The organism is Candidatus Flexicrinis affinis, assembly GCA_016716525.1.
Classification (GTDB): domain Bacteria; phylum Chloroflexota; class Anaerolineae; order Aggregatilineales; family Phototrophicaceae; genus Flexicrinis; species Flexicrinis affinis.
This window is the reverse complement of the sequence record JADJWE010000002.1, coordinates 364,071-379,549: the sequence shown is the minus strand read 5'-3', so window position 1 is coordinate 379,549 and position 15,479 is coordinate 364,071. Positions and strand designations below refer to the sequence as shown.

The 15,479-nt window shown below is 62.3% G+C and carries 14 protein-coding genes and 1 pseudogene; 6 read left to right on the top strand and 9 right to left on the bottom strand.

Translation table 11 applies throughout. The annotated features are described in order from the left end of the window. Window positions 1–27: 27 nt before the first annotated feature. Genes IPM16_10790 through IPM16_10780 form a run of 3 tightly spaced genes read right to left on the bottom strand, consistent with a single transcriptional unit; the run spans window position 28 to window position 2,061 of the window. A complete protein-coding gene (locus IPM16_10790; protein ID MBK9123588.1) occupies window positions 28–255 on the bottom strand; it encodes a YgiT-type zinc finger protein in 228 nt (75 codons plus the stop codon). Beyond that, complete coding sequence (locus tag IPM16_10785; GenBank protein ID MBK9123587.1) at window positions 255–572, bottom strand: DUF4258 domain-containing protein; 318 nt, start codon at window positions 570–572, stop codon at window positions 255–257. Before IPM16_10785 ends, IPM16_10790 begins: the two co-directional genes overlap by 1 nt. Next, window positions 565–2,061 carry an SAM-dependent DNA methyltransferase gene (locus tag IPM16_10780; protein ID MBK9123586.1) on the bottom strand — a complete coding sequence of 499 codons (1,497 nt, stop codon included), beginning with the start codon at window positions 2,059–2,061 and terminating at the stop codon, window positions 565–567. The genes IPM16_10785 and IPM16_10780 overlap by 8 nt, the downstream gene beginning before the upstream one ends. Window positions 2,062–2,095: 34 nt before the next feature. On the opposite strand from IPM16_10780, the gene IPM16_10775 reads away from it, so the two are divergent. From IPM16_10775 to IPM16_10765, 3 genes are all read left to right on the top strand, one after another. Further along, the gene (locus IPM16_10775) at window positions 2,096–2,299 is read left to right on the top strand and encodes a hypothetical protein (GenBank protein ID MBK9123585.1); all 204 of its coding nucleotides are present in this window, start codon (window positions 2,096–2,098) and stop codon (window positions 2,297–2,299) included. 617 nt (window positions 2,300–2,916) lie between these two features. Beyond that, the gene (locus IPM16_10770) at window positions 2,917–3,183 is read left to right on the top strand and encodes a hypothetical protein (protein ID MBK9123584.1); all 267 of its coding nucleotides are present in this window, start codon (window positions 2,917–2,919) and stop codon (window positions 3,181–3,183) included. A 165-nt stretch (window positions 3,184–3,348) separates the two neighbouring features. Continuing rightward, entirely contained in the window at window positions 3,349–5,229 is a 1,881-nt protein-coding gene (locus IPM16_10765) for a recombinase family protein (GenBank protein ID MBK9123583.1), read from the top strand. Window positions 5,230–5,961: 732 nt separating this feature from the next. Here IPM16_10765 and IPM16_10760 read toward each other — a convergent pair. The 6 genes from IPM16_10760 to IPM16_10735 all read right to left on the bottom strand — a co-directional run bounded on the left by IPM16_10760 (window position 5,962) and on the right by IPM16_10735 (window position 11,875). Further along, the gene (locus tag IPM16_10760) at window positions 5,962–7,149 is read right to left on the bottom strand and encodes a nucleotidyltransferase family protein (GenBank protein MBK9123582.1); all 1,188 of its coding nucleotides are present in this window, start codon (window positions 7,147–7,149) and stop codon (window positions 5,962–5,964) included. A 20-nt stretch (window positions 7,150–7,169) separates the two neighbouring features. Next, window positions 7,170–7,898 carry a class I SAM-dependent methyltransferase gene (locus tag IPM16_10755; GenBank protein ID MBK9123581.1) on the bottom strand — a complete coding sequence of 243 codons (729 nt, stop codon included), beginning with the start codon at window positions 7,896–7,898 and terminating at the stop codon, window positions 7,170–7,172. A 181-nt stretch (window positions 7,899–8,079) separates the two neighbouring features. Then, window positions 8,080–8,814 (bottom strand): hypothetical protein, encoded by a 735-nt coding sequence (locus tag IPM16_10750; protein ID MBK9123580.1) that lies wholly within the window; start codon window positions 8,812–8,814, stop codon window positions 8,080–8,082. 413 nt (window positions 8,815–9,227) lie between these two features. After that, window positions 9,228–11,177: a hypothetical protein gene (locus IPM16_10745; protein ID MBK9123579.1), complete on the bottom strand. Its 1,950-nt coding sequence runs from the start codon at window positions 11,175–11,177 to the stop codon at window positions 9,228–9,230. A gap of 13 nt (window positions 11,178–11,190) precedes the next feature. After that, entirely contained in the window at window positions 11,191–11,649 is a 459-nt protein-coding gene (locus tag IPM16_10740; protein MBK9123578.1) for a lasso peptide biosynthesis B2 protein, read from the bottom strand. Continuing rightward, complete coding sequence (locus IPM16_10735) at window positions 11,621–11,875, bottom strand: PqqD family protein (protein MBK9123577.1); 255 nt, start codon at window positions 11,873–11,875, stop codon at window positions 11,621–11,623. The genes IPM16_10740 and IPM16_10735 overlap by 29 nt, the downstream gene beginning before the upstream one ends. A gap of 96 nt (window positions 11,876–11,971) precedes the next feature. Here IPM16_10735 and IPM16_10730 point away from each other — a divergent pair, with 96 nt between their 5' ends. From IPM16_10730 to vanZ, 3 genes and pseudogenes are all read left to right on the top strand, one after another. Then, window positions 11,972–13,561: an ISL3 family transposase gene (locus IPM16_10730; GenBank protein ID MBK9123576.1), complete on the top strand. Its 1,590-nt coding sequence runs from the start codon at window positions 11,972–11,974 to the stop codon at window positions 13,559–13,561. A gap of 85 nt (window positions 13,562–13,646) precedes the next feature. Continuing rightward, window positions 13,647–14,749 (top strand): annotated as a pseudogene (locus tag IPM16_10725) (IS3 family transposase). 303 nt (window positions 14,750–15,052) lie between these two features. Continuing rightward, entirely contained in the window at window positions 15,053–15,451 is a 399-nt protein-coding gene (gene vanZ, locus IPM16_10720) for a VanZ family protein (GenBank protein ID MBK9123575.1), read from the top strand. Window positions 15,452–15,479: the final 28 nt, after the last annotated feature.

Below are 15,479 nucleotides of genomic sequence, written 5' to 3'. Positions count from 1 at the left end.
CTTGCTCCCACAGCGTCTCGGTTAGCCTCACGATGCATCGAGTACGGCCATTTGCTCCGTCCGCACCGGCTCGGCCGACTCGCGGACAAGGCGCAGCACGAGGCTGTGGGCTTGCGGCGTGTAGAACGTCTCGCCGCACTGCCGGCACACCAGCGCCGGTACGTTCTCGATCAGGTACCAGCGCCCGTGGTACTCCTGCACGCGGGACACCCGCTTCTCTTCCAACTGACCTTTGCAGTACAGGCATTCGTCCATCACGGCTTCCTCGTCTTCCAGTCCGGTTCCCACTCGTCGGGGGACGGCTCGTACACGGTAATGACCTTCACCTTGGGTGGATAACACAAGTGTACATGAAGGATACGCCCGCTCTGCGTGCGCCCCAGGATCAGGCAGCTCGGGCTGTACTTGTCGTCCGGGTAGTCCTCAATCACCGAGCCGGCAATTACCGCCTCCTCGATCTCAAAATCGTCGATATCACGCTCGATCGCGCGGCTCGACGCATGCGCCGTCAGTATGTACCGCTTCGCCTCAAAGATGCGCCGGAGTTCGGCATAGTCTGGCCCGTCACTCATAGCCCAACCCCGCCAGGTTGTCGCGGATCGCCTGTTCCAGCCGCGCGCTTTCGGCGAACTGCTCCCACAGCGTCTCGGTCAGCCGCGCCATCTTCTCCTCGAACGGCCCGCCGTCGTCCTCCACCTCCGCCGCGCCCACGTACCGCCCCGGCGTCAGCACGTAACCATGCCCGGCGATCTCGTCGCGCGCCGCGCTCTTGCAGTAGCCGGCCACGTCGGCGTACTCGCCTTCGCCCGTCCGCCAGTTGTGGTACGTCCCGGCAATCCGCGCGATCTCGTCGTCGGTCAGCACGCGCAGCGTCCGGTCGGCCATCTCGCCCATCTGGCGCGCGTCGATGAACAGCGTCTGCCCCTGCCGGTCGGCCGGCTTGCGCTTGTTGATAAACCACAAACACACGGGGATCTGAGTGCTGGTGAACAACTGCGGCGGCAGCGCCACCATGCAGTCGACCAGGTCGGCCTCCACAATCGCCTGCCGGATCGCGCCCTCGCCGCCGGTGTTGCTGCTCATCGACCCGTTCGACAGCAGAAAGCCCGCCCGGCCCGTCGCGCTCAGGTGGTAGATCATGTGCTGCACCCACGCGAAGTTGGCGTTGCCCGCCGGCGGCGTCCCGAACTGCCAGCGCGCGTCGTCCGACAGCAGATTGCCGCCCCAGTCGCTCATGTTGAACGGCGGGTTGGCGAGGATGAAGTCGGCGCGCAGGTCGCGGTGCAGGTTGGCGTGGAAGGTATCGGCGGCGTGCGGGCCGAGGTTGCTCTCGATCCCGCGGATCGCGAGATTCATCCGCGCCAGCCGCCACGTCGTCGGGTTGCTCTCCTGCCCGTAGATCGAGATGTCGTCCACGCGCCCGCTGTGGCGCTCCACGAACTCCTCGGACTGCACGAACATCCCGCCGCTGCCGCAGCACGGGTCGTACACGCGCCCCTTGTACGGTTCCAGCATCTCCACCAGCAGGCGCACCACCGGCCGGGGCGTATAGAACTGGCCGCCCTTCTTGCCCTCGGCCGCGGCGAAGCGCTCCAGGAAGTACTCGAACACGTAGCCGAGGATGTCGGCCGAGCGCCGTTCGCTGCCGCCCAGCGCCATCCCGCCGATCAGGTCGACCAGCTCACCCAACCGCCGCTTGTCGAGGTCGGCGCGCGCGTAGTTCTGCGGCAGGATGCCGCGCAGAGTCGGGTTCTCGCGCTCGATCGCCGCCAGCGCCTTGTCGATGTCCACGCCGATCTGCGGCGATTTTGCGCCGCCTTGCAGCGTCTTCCAGCGCGCCTCCGCCGGCACCCAGAACACGTTGCGCGCGGCGTACTCGTCGCGGTCCTCGGGGATGTTGTACGTCTCGGCGTCGGGCTCCATTGCCAGTTGGTCGTACACCTCCTGAAACGAATCCGAGATGTACTTGAGGAAGATCAGGCCCAGCACGACGTGCTTGTATTCGGCGGCGTCGAGGTTGCCGCGCAGCTTATCGGCGGCCGCCCACAGCGTCGCCTTCATCTCGGCGCTCAGGCCGTTTGCGTTGGATGTCACCGTGTCCGTAACCCTTGCGAAGCGCGGTCCTACCGCCCACCAAGTCTACTCCTTAGAGTATCCGGTTACAGACTATTTCGCCATTGAGGATGGCGCGGAGTGCCGGGGATGGGGCGTTGTTGTGCCGAACTGCGACGACATGGTGACGACGTTTATCGTCCGCACCAGCGACGCTCAGGCGACGGCCAACGGTGTCTGTTGGTAGACCTGTAAGCCATGGGTGGCGCGGCAGCCATGGCGCCGCTTGACAGCAGCGCCGCATCGCTGGCGCGATGCCACGCTCCCGCCGCAATGCAGCCGTCGCAGACGGGTGCATTGGAGGCTGCCGAGATTGCCGTCTATGGAGTTGGCGTAGCGGCGGGACCGTTCGCAAGCTAAAAGCTTGCCACCTCAGGCGCCGGTGGGGGCTGACGTGCGCCTCTACGTGGCGCACCCCCATCGCGCCTTGCGGTGCGATGGGGCATGTGGGCGGGAGCGTCCCCGCCCACATGACGCACCTGCGTGCGTTCGAAGTTCGTGTGGCGCGAATCGGCGTGTGACACGCAAGTCGGCACCTAACTTCTGTCGGGTCTTGCCGAACGTGGTCGTACAAGCCAGAAGGGCTCGCCGTTCAGGCCAATGTCTAGCTATGCCAGCAGTGCCGAGCCAGTCAGAGCTGCCGTACCGCCATAGTAAACGGGGATACGATCAAAGCGTCATCTACACGCGGCGGAAGAATCGCACCCGGAACTGAAAAACTACTCTGCAGAAAGTCGAAAAATCGACAGGTTGGCGGACCGCGATATGACAAACTGAGTTGTCCAGATATCAATGAGGGACAGCTTGGTTCGCACGAGCACAGACCAGCACAAAGACAACGGCGCAGCGCACGAGACGAATCTCGCATCGGTTCAGACCGTGTATTTCGTCCCCACTGCCGAAGTTTTCCAGCGATTCGCCCAACATATCGGTGAGCAGATGTCCGAATTGTCAGGTGAAGCCGGCTATTCTGAACAATCGGTTGTCGATGGATTGGCGCACTTCCTGCAGGTCGTGAGCGAGCTGCTCGTGCGTCAACTCAACCGCGATCGGCACGCCGCGAAAACTTGACACGGATTCGCGATCGGATTACTGTGAGTGCATCCAAAGCGAACGCCGAAGTGCGGTCAACACCCCGGCGTTCTGGTCCTGCACTATGTGTCCTAGCGCACGACCTACCGACAGACTCTAGCAGGTCGGCAGGGGGCGTGCCATTTGCTATCTACGGAGACTGTCATGAAACGGAATCCCCCTTCGCACATCGAACGCCGCGTCGCCCTCTGTTACATCCGCCTCTCCCAGACGAAGAACGAGTCCGACCTCAAGAGCCCCGAACGGCAACGCGCCAACCTACAAGCGGCTTGTGACAAGTACGGCTGGATACCCGAGTGGTACGCCGACGCCGAGAAGCACAAGTCCGGGACGAAGGAGAGCAACCGCCCGCAGTGGCTGCTTCTGAAGGCGCGCGTCAATGACCCGGACGTCGCCGTCTTGGCGGTCAACGATACCTCGCGAGCCATGCGCAATACGTGGCGTGCGTTGAAGCTGTTCGACGAACTCTCCAGCAGCGACGTGAAACTGTACGTCGCGGTGTCCGACCGCATGATGGACATCAAGACGCCGGACGGACGGATGAGTCTTTTCATGCAGGCGTTCATCGATGAGATGTACGCGCTAGACGGATCACGGCGAGCCAGCGACAGCATCCGGCACCGCAAGAGCAGGCAGATCACGGTCGGAATGCCGCCGTTCGGAACGGTGCGAAACGCGCATGGTTATCTCATTCCGTCGGGGGCCGGCGCGTGGAAACTGCCCGCGGGCGGATGGCAAGGTGGAGAGAGCGGCGGCGAATCCCCTGTTGAGGGGGCCGTATGGCGGAGCTACCACGACGCAGCCCGACGGGTCCTCGAGCTATACGCCGAGAACAAGGGTGGTTACAGCCGCATCGCCAAATCGCTCACCCGCGAAGGATGGGCGTTCCGGGATCGGTGGGGGATTCCGCGACTGTTCAGCAGTGACGACGTGCGCCGCGTCGTAGCCAACTGGCGTGAGTACGCAGGCATCGTGACGGATGGTCGGGCCAAGGAGCGAGTGGCACACGAGACGGAAGACAACGCCGCGGTCCTGTACGATACCGGGCGCGCCGTGTTCAGCCTCGACCTCCTTCGCCGTGTGGCACGGGTGCAGGAGCAGCGCAGTGTGACGACACGTCCGACCGGATCGGTCGATCGGGTGTATCCGTACGGACTGCTCCGGTTGCTGTACTGCGCCAGATGCGAAGCGATCGCGCGCGAGGAAGGCAATCTGCGGCGCAGATCGCGCCTGAGTGGGACGAACATGGATCGTCCGCGCTACCGGCACGCGGAAGGCGTACGGTGCGGGTGTACCCGGCGATCGGTGCGCGCAGACCAGATCGAAGGCGACTTCCTGCGGCTCGTGCAGCTCATGACGTTGAAGCCGGAAGCCCATCAGCTCATGCTGGAACTGGCGCTGCGGACGAGTCAGGCCGACGTAGAACGCGAGGGCTTCGAAGCCGAGCGGCGTGCCGCCATTGCCGTACTCAAGCAACAATTGGCGAATCTGCTGGACCTGTATAAGAACGCGGTCATCACGGCTGAGGAGTTCTATCGGGATCGCGGAGATCGCGAGCGGCAGATCGCGTTCTGGGAAGCGCGGACAACGGATCACCAGAAGAAGGCGCTCGAGCTGGAACACGTGATGGCGGCGTTCAGCCGATTGATCGATCTGTGGGCCGACGCGGATAGCGACGAAAGATCTCGGCTCGCTGCAAGTCTGTTTGAGTACCTCGTCGTTGACCTGGATGATGGAAGAATCGTGGATTTCCGACTGCATCCCTGGGCGGACCAATACCTGTGTCTGCGAGCAGAGCTGTTTGACGATGACGACGGGCCTGACGATCCTGAGGACGGATCAAACGGCCACGGGGAGCTTGAGGGAACGAAAAACCGCTTCACCACACCTGACAGTGATGAAGCGATTTATGACCCCAACGGGCGCGTTTTCGGGCGGTATCCCATCGCTCGGATCCGCCTCAGGATTCATCCTGCGCTGGCTCTATACGGCTTCAGAACCAACACGGCCCGACAATGCGCTTAACGCGCCGAAAACCGAGCGCAACGCGCGCATGCGCGAACTCTATGCCGCGGGCTGGACGCTCAAACAGATTTCGTGCGAGTACAAATTATCAACGGCGCGCGTATGGCAGATTGTGCGTGAAAAAGACAGTCGTCAGGGTAGTACCGGACGAAAGGTCCGCCCTTAGGTCAGTATGCTGCTGTAAACGCGCGCAAACGGCACGGATCACACGGAAGCATGGCGGTGTCAACCCCATTGTTGCTACCAATCACAAGTGCCGGTTTTGCGGCAGCCATGGCGCCGCTTGACCTGCAGGGTGCCAACGCTCGTGTAGGCTGGGGGTCGGTTAGCCTAAGGTGCCAGCGGGTGGTTGTGCAACACGTCGCTTCGACCCGTGCTCCTACCGGTCACTGGGCTCCCGGACCACCTTAGGCTAACCCGCAAGCTAAAAGCTTGCCACCTCAGGCGCCGGTGGGGGCTGACGTGCGCCTCTACGTGGCGCACCCACATCGCGCCTTGCGGTGCGATGTGGCATGTGGGCGGGAGCGTCCCCGCCCACGGAATGCACCTGTGTGCGTTCGCGCCTGTCGGCGGTTTGATGACTGCATCGGCGGAGTAGGGGAGGTGCGGGCGTCCATTTGAAACCGGCACCCGTTGCTGTAATAGTGAATCATTGCCTCGCCGAGCCATGCGTCGTCCCGATCGTGTCGCGTCCTCATCGTTGTCTTGCAGACGACCGCGTGGAGTCGCGCGCTACCGATACCGCCCGGTTAGCCACTTCCACGTCGAGGCTGCGACCTCGCTTCCCTGATCGGCCCAGCGGCGCAGATAGTATGGCCAGACGGGTCTGCCTTCAGGAACGCGGTACCGGCTGCGCATGTACGGTGGCCGCGGGATAACGATCTGCGCGGCATACACAATCGCTTCGCGAACCGACAGCGCACGCAGGTTAGTCCGCACGCGCTCCCAGCGGTTGCCGGCGCCCGCCATGCGCTCGACCCGCTCGACGCCCAGCGCGGATCGGGACTGCGCCAACCTGTGCAGAACATCCTCGGGCAACTCCGTCGCGAAGTAGTCCCTGCACATCCGCAGCGTTTCCTCCACCGCCGGTGTCCAGCCCAGCTGGATCGCCCGCTCGGTCACCACTGTCCAGTTGATGTAGGAGAACTGGATCAATAGGTGAATGTCGAGATAGCGCAAGAGGCGGAAGTCATCCCGGCCATGCTGGATTAACGCATGTGCGCAGAGATAGAGCAGATGGGCGTCGGGCGAAAGCGTGTCGAGCATGGTGCCGTCGGAAAGACGCACCGGGGTCCGTTGCGACCAGAACCACGCGTGATCGTCCAGCGAGAGCGACGAATCGTCATAGGATAGCAGACGAAAGTGCAGCTCGAGGATGACGTGACCGCCAGGACCGTCGCGCAGGTGGTAGTGATGCGAGAGTTTCTGCCGAAGCACATTGTCCGAGCGACCCAGCAGCGACTCGTCCATCTCGTAGAAGTCGTAGCCGGTGGACTGCACGACGCGCAGCGCGTCCTCGCGCTGATCGAATGGCACCAGCACGTCGAGATCGACCATCGGGCGCAGCGCCGGATCGGGGTAGAGGGTGTGCGCGAGCGCTCCGCCTTTCAGCCAGATCGCCGGGATGCCGGCGTGGTCGAGAGCCTGCGCGATTTCGACCTGCGCCCGTTCGAGCAGCATCCAGTGCACGGCATGTTGGCGAACTGACACAGCGAGCGACTGAAGTGCGGGCTGTGCCTCGCCCGGCAGGTCCTGCAGACGCAGCGCCGCATAGAGCATCGGCGCGAGGCCGTGATGCTCCGCCCGTTGGGGAATCTGCGGCCACGCGTTTGCGTCGACATCCGATGCCACGCGACGGCCGACGAGTACGTCGGCGATCAGTTGCAGCGAGCTTCGGTCGGGCGTGGCTTGGCGGGACATGGGGAAGGCGGCGAGGCGCGTCAGACCGCGCGGCCGACGGCGTGGCCGAAGGGCTCGGCCGCGTAGTAGACCAGCTCGAAGCCGGCCGCTTCCAGCTCCGCCCTGACCTCGTCCTCAGTAAAGTAGTGCTCGTAGCGGTTGCACAGGGCATCGCGCAGCTCGACCGGCTCGCGGCTCAGGCGGATCCGGCGAATGACTCTCGCGATCCGAAATGTCCAGCGCATCTTTCTTGAGACTGCGCTGTTCACAAAGAACGAGATGAGGATCGGGCCGCCCGTGTCGACGTGCGTACGAAACTGCTTGAGGAAATCGATTCGTGCGCCGCGTCCAGCAATATGAGCGTAACCGCCCCAGCCGAGGATCAGCCCATCGAAGCTGCCGAACGACGCGGGCACGTGATCGGGTTTGGCTAACACCAATTCGGCGTCGATGGCGCGAGCCTTGAGCAGATGGCGCGCGCTTTCGACGAGCGCTGGTTGGCATTCAAACGCCGACACGGTCTTGCCCAGCCTGGCGAGGGCGACGATTTCGCGTCCCCCGCCGGCCGCGCCCAACATGATGGTCTGACAGTCCCTGAAGAAGCGATGAAAGACACCGACCTCCCAATCAAAGAACCCCTGCAGATTGTGATCGTCGGATCGATACGAGTCGGCCTTTGCGTAATGCCGTGCGGTGATCTCGCGAAGATGCGTGCCGGACAGAAGGCCCAGCCAAACCCCTTGATACACCGCCGTCAGACCGTTCATCATGAGGTTCCATAGGCGATCAACGACGTAGTAGACCCGAATCATGTGACCCCTAATCGTCCGTCGCAACAGGCAATGCGCAGGACAGATCCCATACTTTGCGCGACCCGCGGCACGTATCCCGCTCACATACTACCATCGGCGTGGGCGGTAGCACGAATTCAGATGCTCGTGTAGACGTGGTCTACTCGATCGATGCCACGTGCGCCAGTATCGCCGCGCGAACATCCGGCAGCGCGTCGTAGCGTCGGGGATATTGCAGGCGGTACATGGGGAGCCGCTCGGCCAGCGCTGTAAGTCGTTCAAATTCGGCGGCATTACGCTCACGATCGGTTGGGTCGAGGCGGAACGAGTGCTCAAGCAGATGAATCACGCGCTCGTGAGGTGGAATCTCTGTGATCGAAATCGCGGTCTCGGGCTCGTCCGGCGGCGCGAGCAAATAAGCGTTCAGCAGTGGAATGGGATTGGTCCGTACATCGTCTTGCTCGGCGTTTACAGCGATGCGCCGCTTGCTGCTGTAGTGCGCCATCGGTGTCGATTCGTCCTCGGATGTGCCGAGTGCCTCCACGGAGTCCGGCCACAGGCGCATGCCGGGATAGATGCCGGCTGCGGTGATCGGCTCGCTGTTCGAAACGACCACGCAATCGTCGCTGACGAGCGCGTGTCCCGCACGCCAGAAGCTGGCTGTCAGCGTGGACTTGCCCCAACCTGTGTCACCGAGAAAGGCTATGGCGTGCCCGCTGATGTCCACCGCCGCCGCATGCAGCACCGTGCGCCCTTCGTGAGACAACACACGCGGCATCACGTGATCGTATAACAGATGTTCGACGGTGTGTTCGGGGGCGTTTGGCTGCGGCGAGCACTGGATCTCGCCGCTGTCGTGGATGACGAAGTCCGCCAATTCGGGGAATCGGATCATATAGCAATCTAGCAGCTTGTGAAACGACGCCCAGACCGAGTCGTCGATCAACCTTTGCTTATTGCGTGTACTCCCACCAATACCCACGCCGTTTCTAATCACTTCGAGTCAACCCAGGCAATTACTTGAGTTAACGGTTGGTCGAATAAGTGCTACTGGTCCGAATAAGGGTACGTTCAGGCCATGAAGGCTGGGCCAATCATTCCGCTGGGAGTGTTTTCGCTTCCATTCATGCTGCCTGAGCGCGTCAATCGACGGATCGATCCGTATCTGTGAAGCTTAGGCGAAGCGTATGCTTTCTGAATTCTGGGCATCGTGGGCTTTGGCCGCAACCGCTTGTCCGCGTCGGACATCAATGTTCCTCCGCATCGGAGTTCGAACGAATATAACTTACCAATCGTATCATGATTATGTCATCCGGTAGTGATCTCATCAAGGACTGTGACATCGGCGATATTTGGGCCGGGTCTGTTTTGTAAAAAGCACGGCCAACTCAAAAGCGCGAACAACTTCCACCGATCGGAATCTGATTCGACATGCCAGCCGCGTGCGCAGACGGTGCGAACACGGTCCACGTCCATGTATCGAGCCAACGCTAATTGATGATCGCGCGTCATTACTGATGACTCATCGGCAGCCACCGCTTGATTCCGCGAACGCCAAAACTCTGACGACAAGTTCTGCCGCGGCGTTGCCCACCGCACATCATCTGGCAGATACGGTTCCATCGCCCGGCGGATCAGCGCCTTCGACCATCCGCGACGATCCTTGAGTGACCAGTCTAGAGCTACACAAAACTCCATCAATCGAACGTCATGATACGGATGCCGCGCCTCGATTCCATAGAATGCGGCCACGCGGTCGTAGCGTTCGAGCGCGGCCGTTAGATAGGGCTGCGTGAGCCTTCGGACGTGATCTTCGCGCTGGGTTCGAGAAAACACGTGGTGTTCGTCATAGCGACGCATGCGCTCAACGACGTTTATCCGGTCCGCGAACTCGGGACGGATGAAGGCTTCTTTACGCGCGGCCTCGGCACGGAGCGTGCGGCTCGTCCGCATCCGCCACCGCCCATACCATTCCGGCGCGACGGTCGCCTTCGCGCTCGTGAATAGGATCTTCCACGGCGACTCCGGGAAGCGATGGTACAACCGGCCATGTCCTTGCGCCTCGATGATCGCGTCCCAAATCCGTCCGGATCGCAGCAGGAACCGGATGTGGTTGCCGCCCAGCGTGGTGACCAGATCGCCAGCGACGCCATCCAAGACCACTTTCAGTCCACGCCGGCGCGCCATCACATACATCGCCTGCGGAATCGGCATTTGCGTGTCGAACAGGTCGTGCGTCTCGGTGTACAGCGGTTCCATCTCGGGGTACAGCTCTGCGAGTCCGCTGGGCTTAAGCAGGTGCGGTTCGAGGTGATCTATCGTCAGCGCCGCACGGATGACCTGCGTCTCGACATCGGTCTCGTCCTCGGAGATCGCGGAAAACGTCGGCAGCGGCGGCAGTCCGCGCTTCTGCAGCAGACGTCGCGCGACGCCTACGATCGAAGACGAGTCGATTCCGCCGCTGAGCATCGAGCCGACCCGCTCGGGGGCGCGCAGCCGGTCGCTCACCGCTTTGGTGAACACGTCGAGAAACGCTTCGACGTACTCGGCGTCCCTGTTGAACCGTATCACGCGCTTTGGGTTCTGCGCCCAGTACTTGCGATCACGACAGCGATCGCGCGTCACGACCCGGCAGGTGGCAGGCGGCAGGCGTTCGATCCCGTCGAAGAACGTAGTTGTGAAGTCGATGCCTTCAAGGTACTCGACAAGGTAGTCGGCGATCCGGCCCTCGTTGATGCGGTTCGGGATTCCGGTCACGGTGAGAAGCGCGCCGACGTCCGAAGCGACCGCGAACAGCGAGTCGGTCATGTGGACGTACAGCGACCGGTTACCCATATGATCGCGGACGCACACCATCTGCTGGCGCGAACCGTCCCAGATGACGAACGCGAACTCGCCGATCAAGTGCTCGACGCACGCCTCGCCCCATACCGCGTAGGCGTGAAGGATCAGGTCGGCATCAGTGACGTCGCGCGGAACCTGCCGCCCCTTCGCCTCGAGCGCGCGGCGCAGGTCGTCCCAACCGTCGATCCGCGCGTCGGCGGCAATCCACACCTTGCCGTCCAGTGAACACGGTTGATTCTCTCGCTCGGCCTCGTGGGTCGAGAACAGCGCGCCATGGCCAAGTCCGACGCATCCGTCGGACCACACCCGCTGACCGTCCGGCCCGCGCCGCCGCATCGCATCCACCATGCGCTGCAATTCGGCCTGATCGACCGGCGCACCGTCACGCCGAAACAGCGCGGCAGTTGCGCTCATCGGAGGATTCCGTTCAAGGCATTGCCTGAGGGTGAATCACAGCATAGCGCTCGGCGACATCCGGCGAGTCGTTAAGCACCGAACCCTGAACCGTGACCCACGCATGTGCGTCCAACGCACCGTCGGCGTAACAGACACCAAAGACCAGTTCGCTGGTGATGCGACGACGGTTAAGCATGAACCACAGCGTCAGCGAGCGATCGAGACAGTTCGGGCGCGGCCAAGCGCAAGCGGATGCCGTTTGCACGGCTTGCGCGATGTGGTGCATTTGGTCGACCGCGGAGAGCGGGGCGTTATTGGGGGCGGCGGCCCATCGGCTGAGCAGAGTGCACAGCCGGCTGAATCGCAGTACCCGACGCAGCACGCCTACCAATGAGAGCAGCAGCAGTGCCTGTAGCAGTTGGCGGCGCTCGCTGGCGGGACGCGCTCGGAAGTGACAGCCGTTACGGCAAGACGAGTTCCAGCAGGCCATCGCTCACCAGCTCATCGATCAAGCGCATCAGATCGGCACGTAGTACGTCCGACTGGACGTCGTATTCTTCGAGCAGCGTGTCGTAGGCGTGCTGAAGGGTCTCGGAGGTCGTCGCGACCTGCCACATTCGGGTACCGACCTCGTCGAGGCCAAAGTACGTCTCGGTATTCAGATTCAGGAGAACGGCTTCACCGGCGATATCCTTAAACAGGACACCTTCAGGGATGCGGACGCGTTGGGTGGGTAACCATCCCCGAAAAGAGGCTCTTGCTCACTTTGTGTGCAGGGAGAAGGAAGTGGGCTATCGTGATGCGAAAACACGATGGTCGAATTCCCCTACCTCCAGGCACCCCAGTGTCGAGTTGAGCATATCACGCAGCAGGATGGAATGTGCCAGGTCGAAGTGCAGACAATGACACATGCGTGTTGCTGCCCGGTCTGCGGCGTGACGTCAACGAGCATTCACAGCTATCGTCAGCGGTTCGTGAAGGATCTGCCCATAGGCGAACACGGCGTGATATTGAGCGTACGAACCAAACGCTTTCGCTGTCGCAATCCGGAGTGTCCACAAGTCACGTTTGTGGAAGAGATCCCGGGCGTGGTGGCCCGACATGCGCGCCGCACGGCCAGGCTTAGTACGGTGTTGTGGCACATCGGACAGGTTGCAGGCGGACAGGCTGGTGCGCGCCTGACGCGCCAACTGCACCTGGCGGTCAGTCGCGCGACGCTTCTGCGCATCGTGCGCCAACATCCCATTGCGCCATCGCCGTCGCCGACCATTATCGGCATCGACGACTGGGCCAAGCGGAAGGGGCAGCGTTACGGCACCATTGTGGTAGATCTCGAGCGCCACCGCGTAGTGGACCTACTGGAAGACCGCGACGCGGAAACGGTGGTCGACTGGTTGCGAACTTGCCCTCAGGTTCAAGTCGTCGCGCGCGACCGCTCCCAACAGTACGCGCAGGCGGTCGCCGAGGGTGCACCGTGGGCGATCCAGGTTGCAGATCGCTGGCACCTGCTGAAGAACCTGTCGGAGATGGTGCAGCGCGTACTGCTCGAGCGCCTGCCGCGCATGACCCTGAAAGTCCAGTCCTCCGCCTATGCGAACGCACCTCGTGAGAAGTTCCCACGGGCGGCGTCCGATCTGCGTACGAGCGCGGCGGTTCGGGCACGGCGGATGCGTGAGTACATTCAGGTCCAGCAGCTCCGCCAGCACGGGCACAGCGAACGGCGGATTGCCCGCGTACTGGGGATGAGTCGCGGTAAGGTGCATCGCCTGTATCATGCCAAGACGGTTCCGGAACGCCGCAGCGCCTACGTCCCAAGCATGTTGGACCCGTTTATCGGCTATCTGAAACAGCGCGTGGCCGCGGGCTGTACCAACGCGCAGCAGCTGTGGCGCGAGCTTCGCGACCGCGGCTATCCCGGCGCGTCCGGTCAAGTCGCCAAATGGGTGCACAACCAGCGCCACCGCCCCCACAATCCACAGGTGTCGTCCGATGCAGTGACGGAGGTTCGCCTCCCGACCTTGCCGACGTGTGTGCGTGTCCTGACCGCCGATCCTACCCAGCTGTCCCCCGAGGACTCCGCCGTTCTGACCCGTCTTCAGCAGGATGCCGGATTGGCGGGTTTGTACCCGTTGGCTCAGCACTTCATGACCATGGTCCGCCAGATGCAACCGGATGGATTGAATGCGTGGGTTGACACCTGCTCTAACAGCCCGGTAGCGGCACTACGGCACTTTGCCGCCTCCATCTCACAGGACCTCGCTGCGGTCCGAGCTGCCCTCGAACTGCCGTGGAGCAACGGTCAGACGGAAGGCCAGATCCACCGGCTCAAGATGCTCAAACGACAGATGTACGGTCGCGCCAAACTGGACCTCTTGCGCTTGAGGATCCTCTACGCCCCATGAGCACACAAAGTGAGCAAGAGCCCGAAAAGACGACCAGTGAAAAGTGGAGAGTTCCGGTAGACTGAGACCAAACAGGAGCTTTCCCATGAAGAAATCGCGGTTCAGCGAGACCCAGATTCTCAAGATCCTCAAACAGGCGGAAGCCGGGCAGACGACGGCCGAGGTGTGTCGCGAGCACGGCATCAGCGACTCGACCTTCTACAACTGGAAGGCCAAGTACGGCGGGATGAGCGCCGCCGACATCAAGCGGCTGCGCGAGCTGGAAGAGGAGAACCGGCGGCTGAAGCGGATGTACGCGGAGCTGAGCCTGGATCATCAGATTCTGAAGGAGATCGTCGAAAAAAAGCTGTAACGGTCGAACGGCGACGCGAGCTGGCCGACGAAGCGCAGGCGGAGCACACGCTCAGCCAGCGGCGGGCGTGCCGGATCGTGGGACTGCACCGTTCGACCCATCGTTACCGACGCAAGGCGCGCGACGACGCGGCCTTGACGCAGCTCATGCGGCAGGTGGTCAACCGCCATCCGCGCTGGGGGTTCGGCAAGGTGTATGGATGGTTGCGCAACCACGGCCATCGGATCAATCACAAACGGGTGTATCGGGTGTACTGTGCGATGAAACTCAACCTGCGTGTGCGACGGCGCAAGCGGCTGCCCAAGCGGTCTCCGCAGCGGCTGACGGTTCCGCTTCGGGCCAACGCCTGCTGGTCGCTGGACTTCATGCACGACACGCTGGTCAGCGGCCAGCGCTTTCGCACCCTCAACATCATCGACGACTTCAACCGGGCGGTGCTGGCCATCGAAATCGACACCTCGCTGCCCACGCTGCGACTGATGCGGGTGCTGGATCGGCTGGCGGCGTGGCACGGCTACCCGCTGCGGATCCGGGTCGACAACGGCCCCGAGTTCCTCTCCGGTCTGCTGACGGACTGGGCTCAGCGGCACGGCGTGGAGATCGATTACATCGAGCCCGGCAAGCCCGCCCAGAACGCGTTTATCGAGCGCTTCAACCGGACCTATCGCGAGGAAGTGCTGGATATGCATCTGTTTCGCTCGCTCAAGGAGGTGCGCCAACTGACCGACGAATGGATCGCCCGCTACAATCACGACCGGCCGCACGACGCACTCGGTGGGCTACCCCCTGCTCAGTACGCCGCATCGGCCACGCCAGACTCCACTTTTGACTGGTAGCAACTACGGGGTGGTTACCGGTGAGGATGGAGATCATGAGCGCACCGCGACTCAGTAGAGTGACTTGTCGCGGCTTAGTCGATGACAATTCGCGCCGCACCATAATATTGATTGTAACAAATGTGAGGGCCGCAAGCAATGCCCATCCGTCTCGGGCAAGGCGCGGACGTTGGTATGGTGTATGGGATTATGTCAGTTGGGGATTCGAAGGCGTCGATCACGTGACCGGCAGTATTGCAGGCGGTGGCTCAGGGGATGTGATGCGGGGGGTGGTGCATGCCGTTGTGGCGTACAATCGGGCTCATGATCGATCGTATACCCGTCCCTATTCGAATCGCCGCAGCGGTGGCATGGACCGCGTTGTTCGTTTTCCTGATGCTTTCACCCGGACAAGCGTCGCTGGCGGATGATCTGTCTACCGCGTTCGGAGCGAGTGAGCTGACCGATGCGCTCGGGCATCTGTTTATGGCGTTCGTCGAGACGGTGTTGGTATTCGGCGCGCTGCGACCCTTTCTGGGCGTTCAGCGTGCGCTCGTGCTGACGTGCGTGCTGGTGGTGGCGCTCGGCGCGGCATTGGAGCTCGCCCAACTGTGGATTCCCTCACGCGGCGCCACAGTGCTCGACTTCGCCGCGCATTGCGTTGGGGTAGGGGTGGGGTTGTGGGTAGTTCGGCGGATGAAGTTTACTCACACCGAGGCATGATCACACCTGAAGCGGTTGCGCGGCTTAG

Coding starts and splice junctions, on each gene's coding strand:
- IPM16_10755 (MBK9123581.1), bottom strand. CDS start 7,898: ATGATGAACGGTCTGACGGCGGTGTATCAAGGGGTTTGGCTGGGCCTT.
- IPM16_10760 (MBK9123582.1), bottom strand. CDS start 7,149: ATGTCCCGCCAAGCCACGCCCGACCGAAGCTCGCTGCAACTGATCGCC.
- IPM16_10730 (MBK9123576.1), top strand. CDS start 11,972: ATGGTCGAATTCCCCTACCTCCAGGCACCCCAGTGTCGAGTTGAGCAT.
- IPM16_10780 (MBK9123586.1), bottom strand. CDS start 2,061: ATGAAGGCGACGCTGTGGGCGGCCGCCGATAAGCTGCGCGGCAACCTC.
- IPM16_10790 (MBK9123588.1), bottom strand. CDS start 255: ATGGACGAATGCCTGTACTGCAAAGGTCAGTTGGAAGAGAAGCGGGTG.
- IPM16_10745 (MBK9123579.1), bottom strand. CDS start 11,177: ATGAGCGCAACTGCCGCGCTGTTTCGGCGTGACGGTGCGCCGGTCGAT.
- IPM16_10750 (MBK9123580.1), bottom strand. CDS start 8,814: ATGATCCGATTCCCCGAATTGGCGGACTTCGTCATCCACGACAGCGGC.
- IPM16_10785 (MBK9123587.1), bottom strand. CDS start 572: ATGAGTGACGGGCCAGACTATGCCGAACTCCGGCGCATCTTTGAGGCG.
- IPM16_10765 (MBK9123583.1), top strand. CDS start 3,349: ATGAAACGGAATCCCCCTTCGCACATCGAACGCCGCGTCGCCCTCTGT.
- vanZ (MBK9123575.1), top strand. CDS start 15,053: ATGATCGATCGTATACCCGTCCCTATTCGAATCGCCGCAGCGGTGGCA.
- IPM16_10740 (MBK9123578.1), bottom strand. CDS start 11,649: ATGGCCTGCTGGAACTCGTCTTGCCGTAACGGCTGTCACTTCCGAGCG.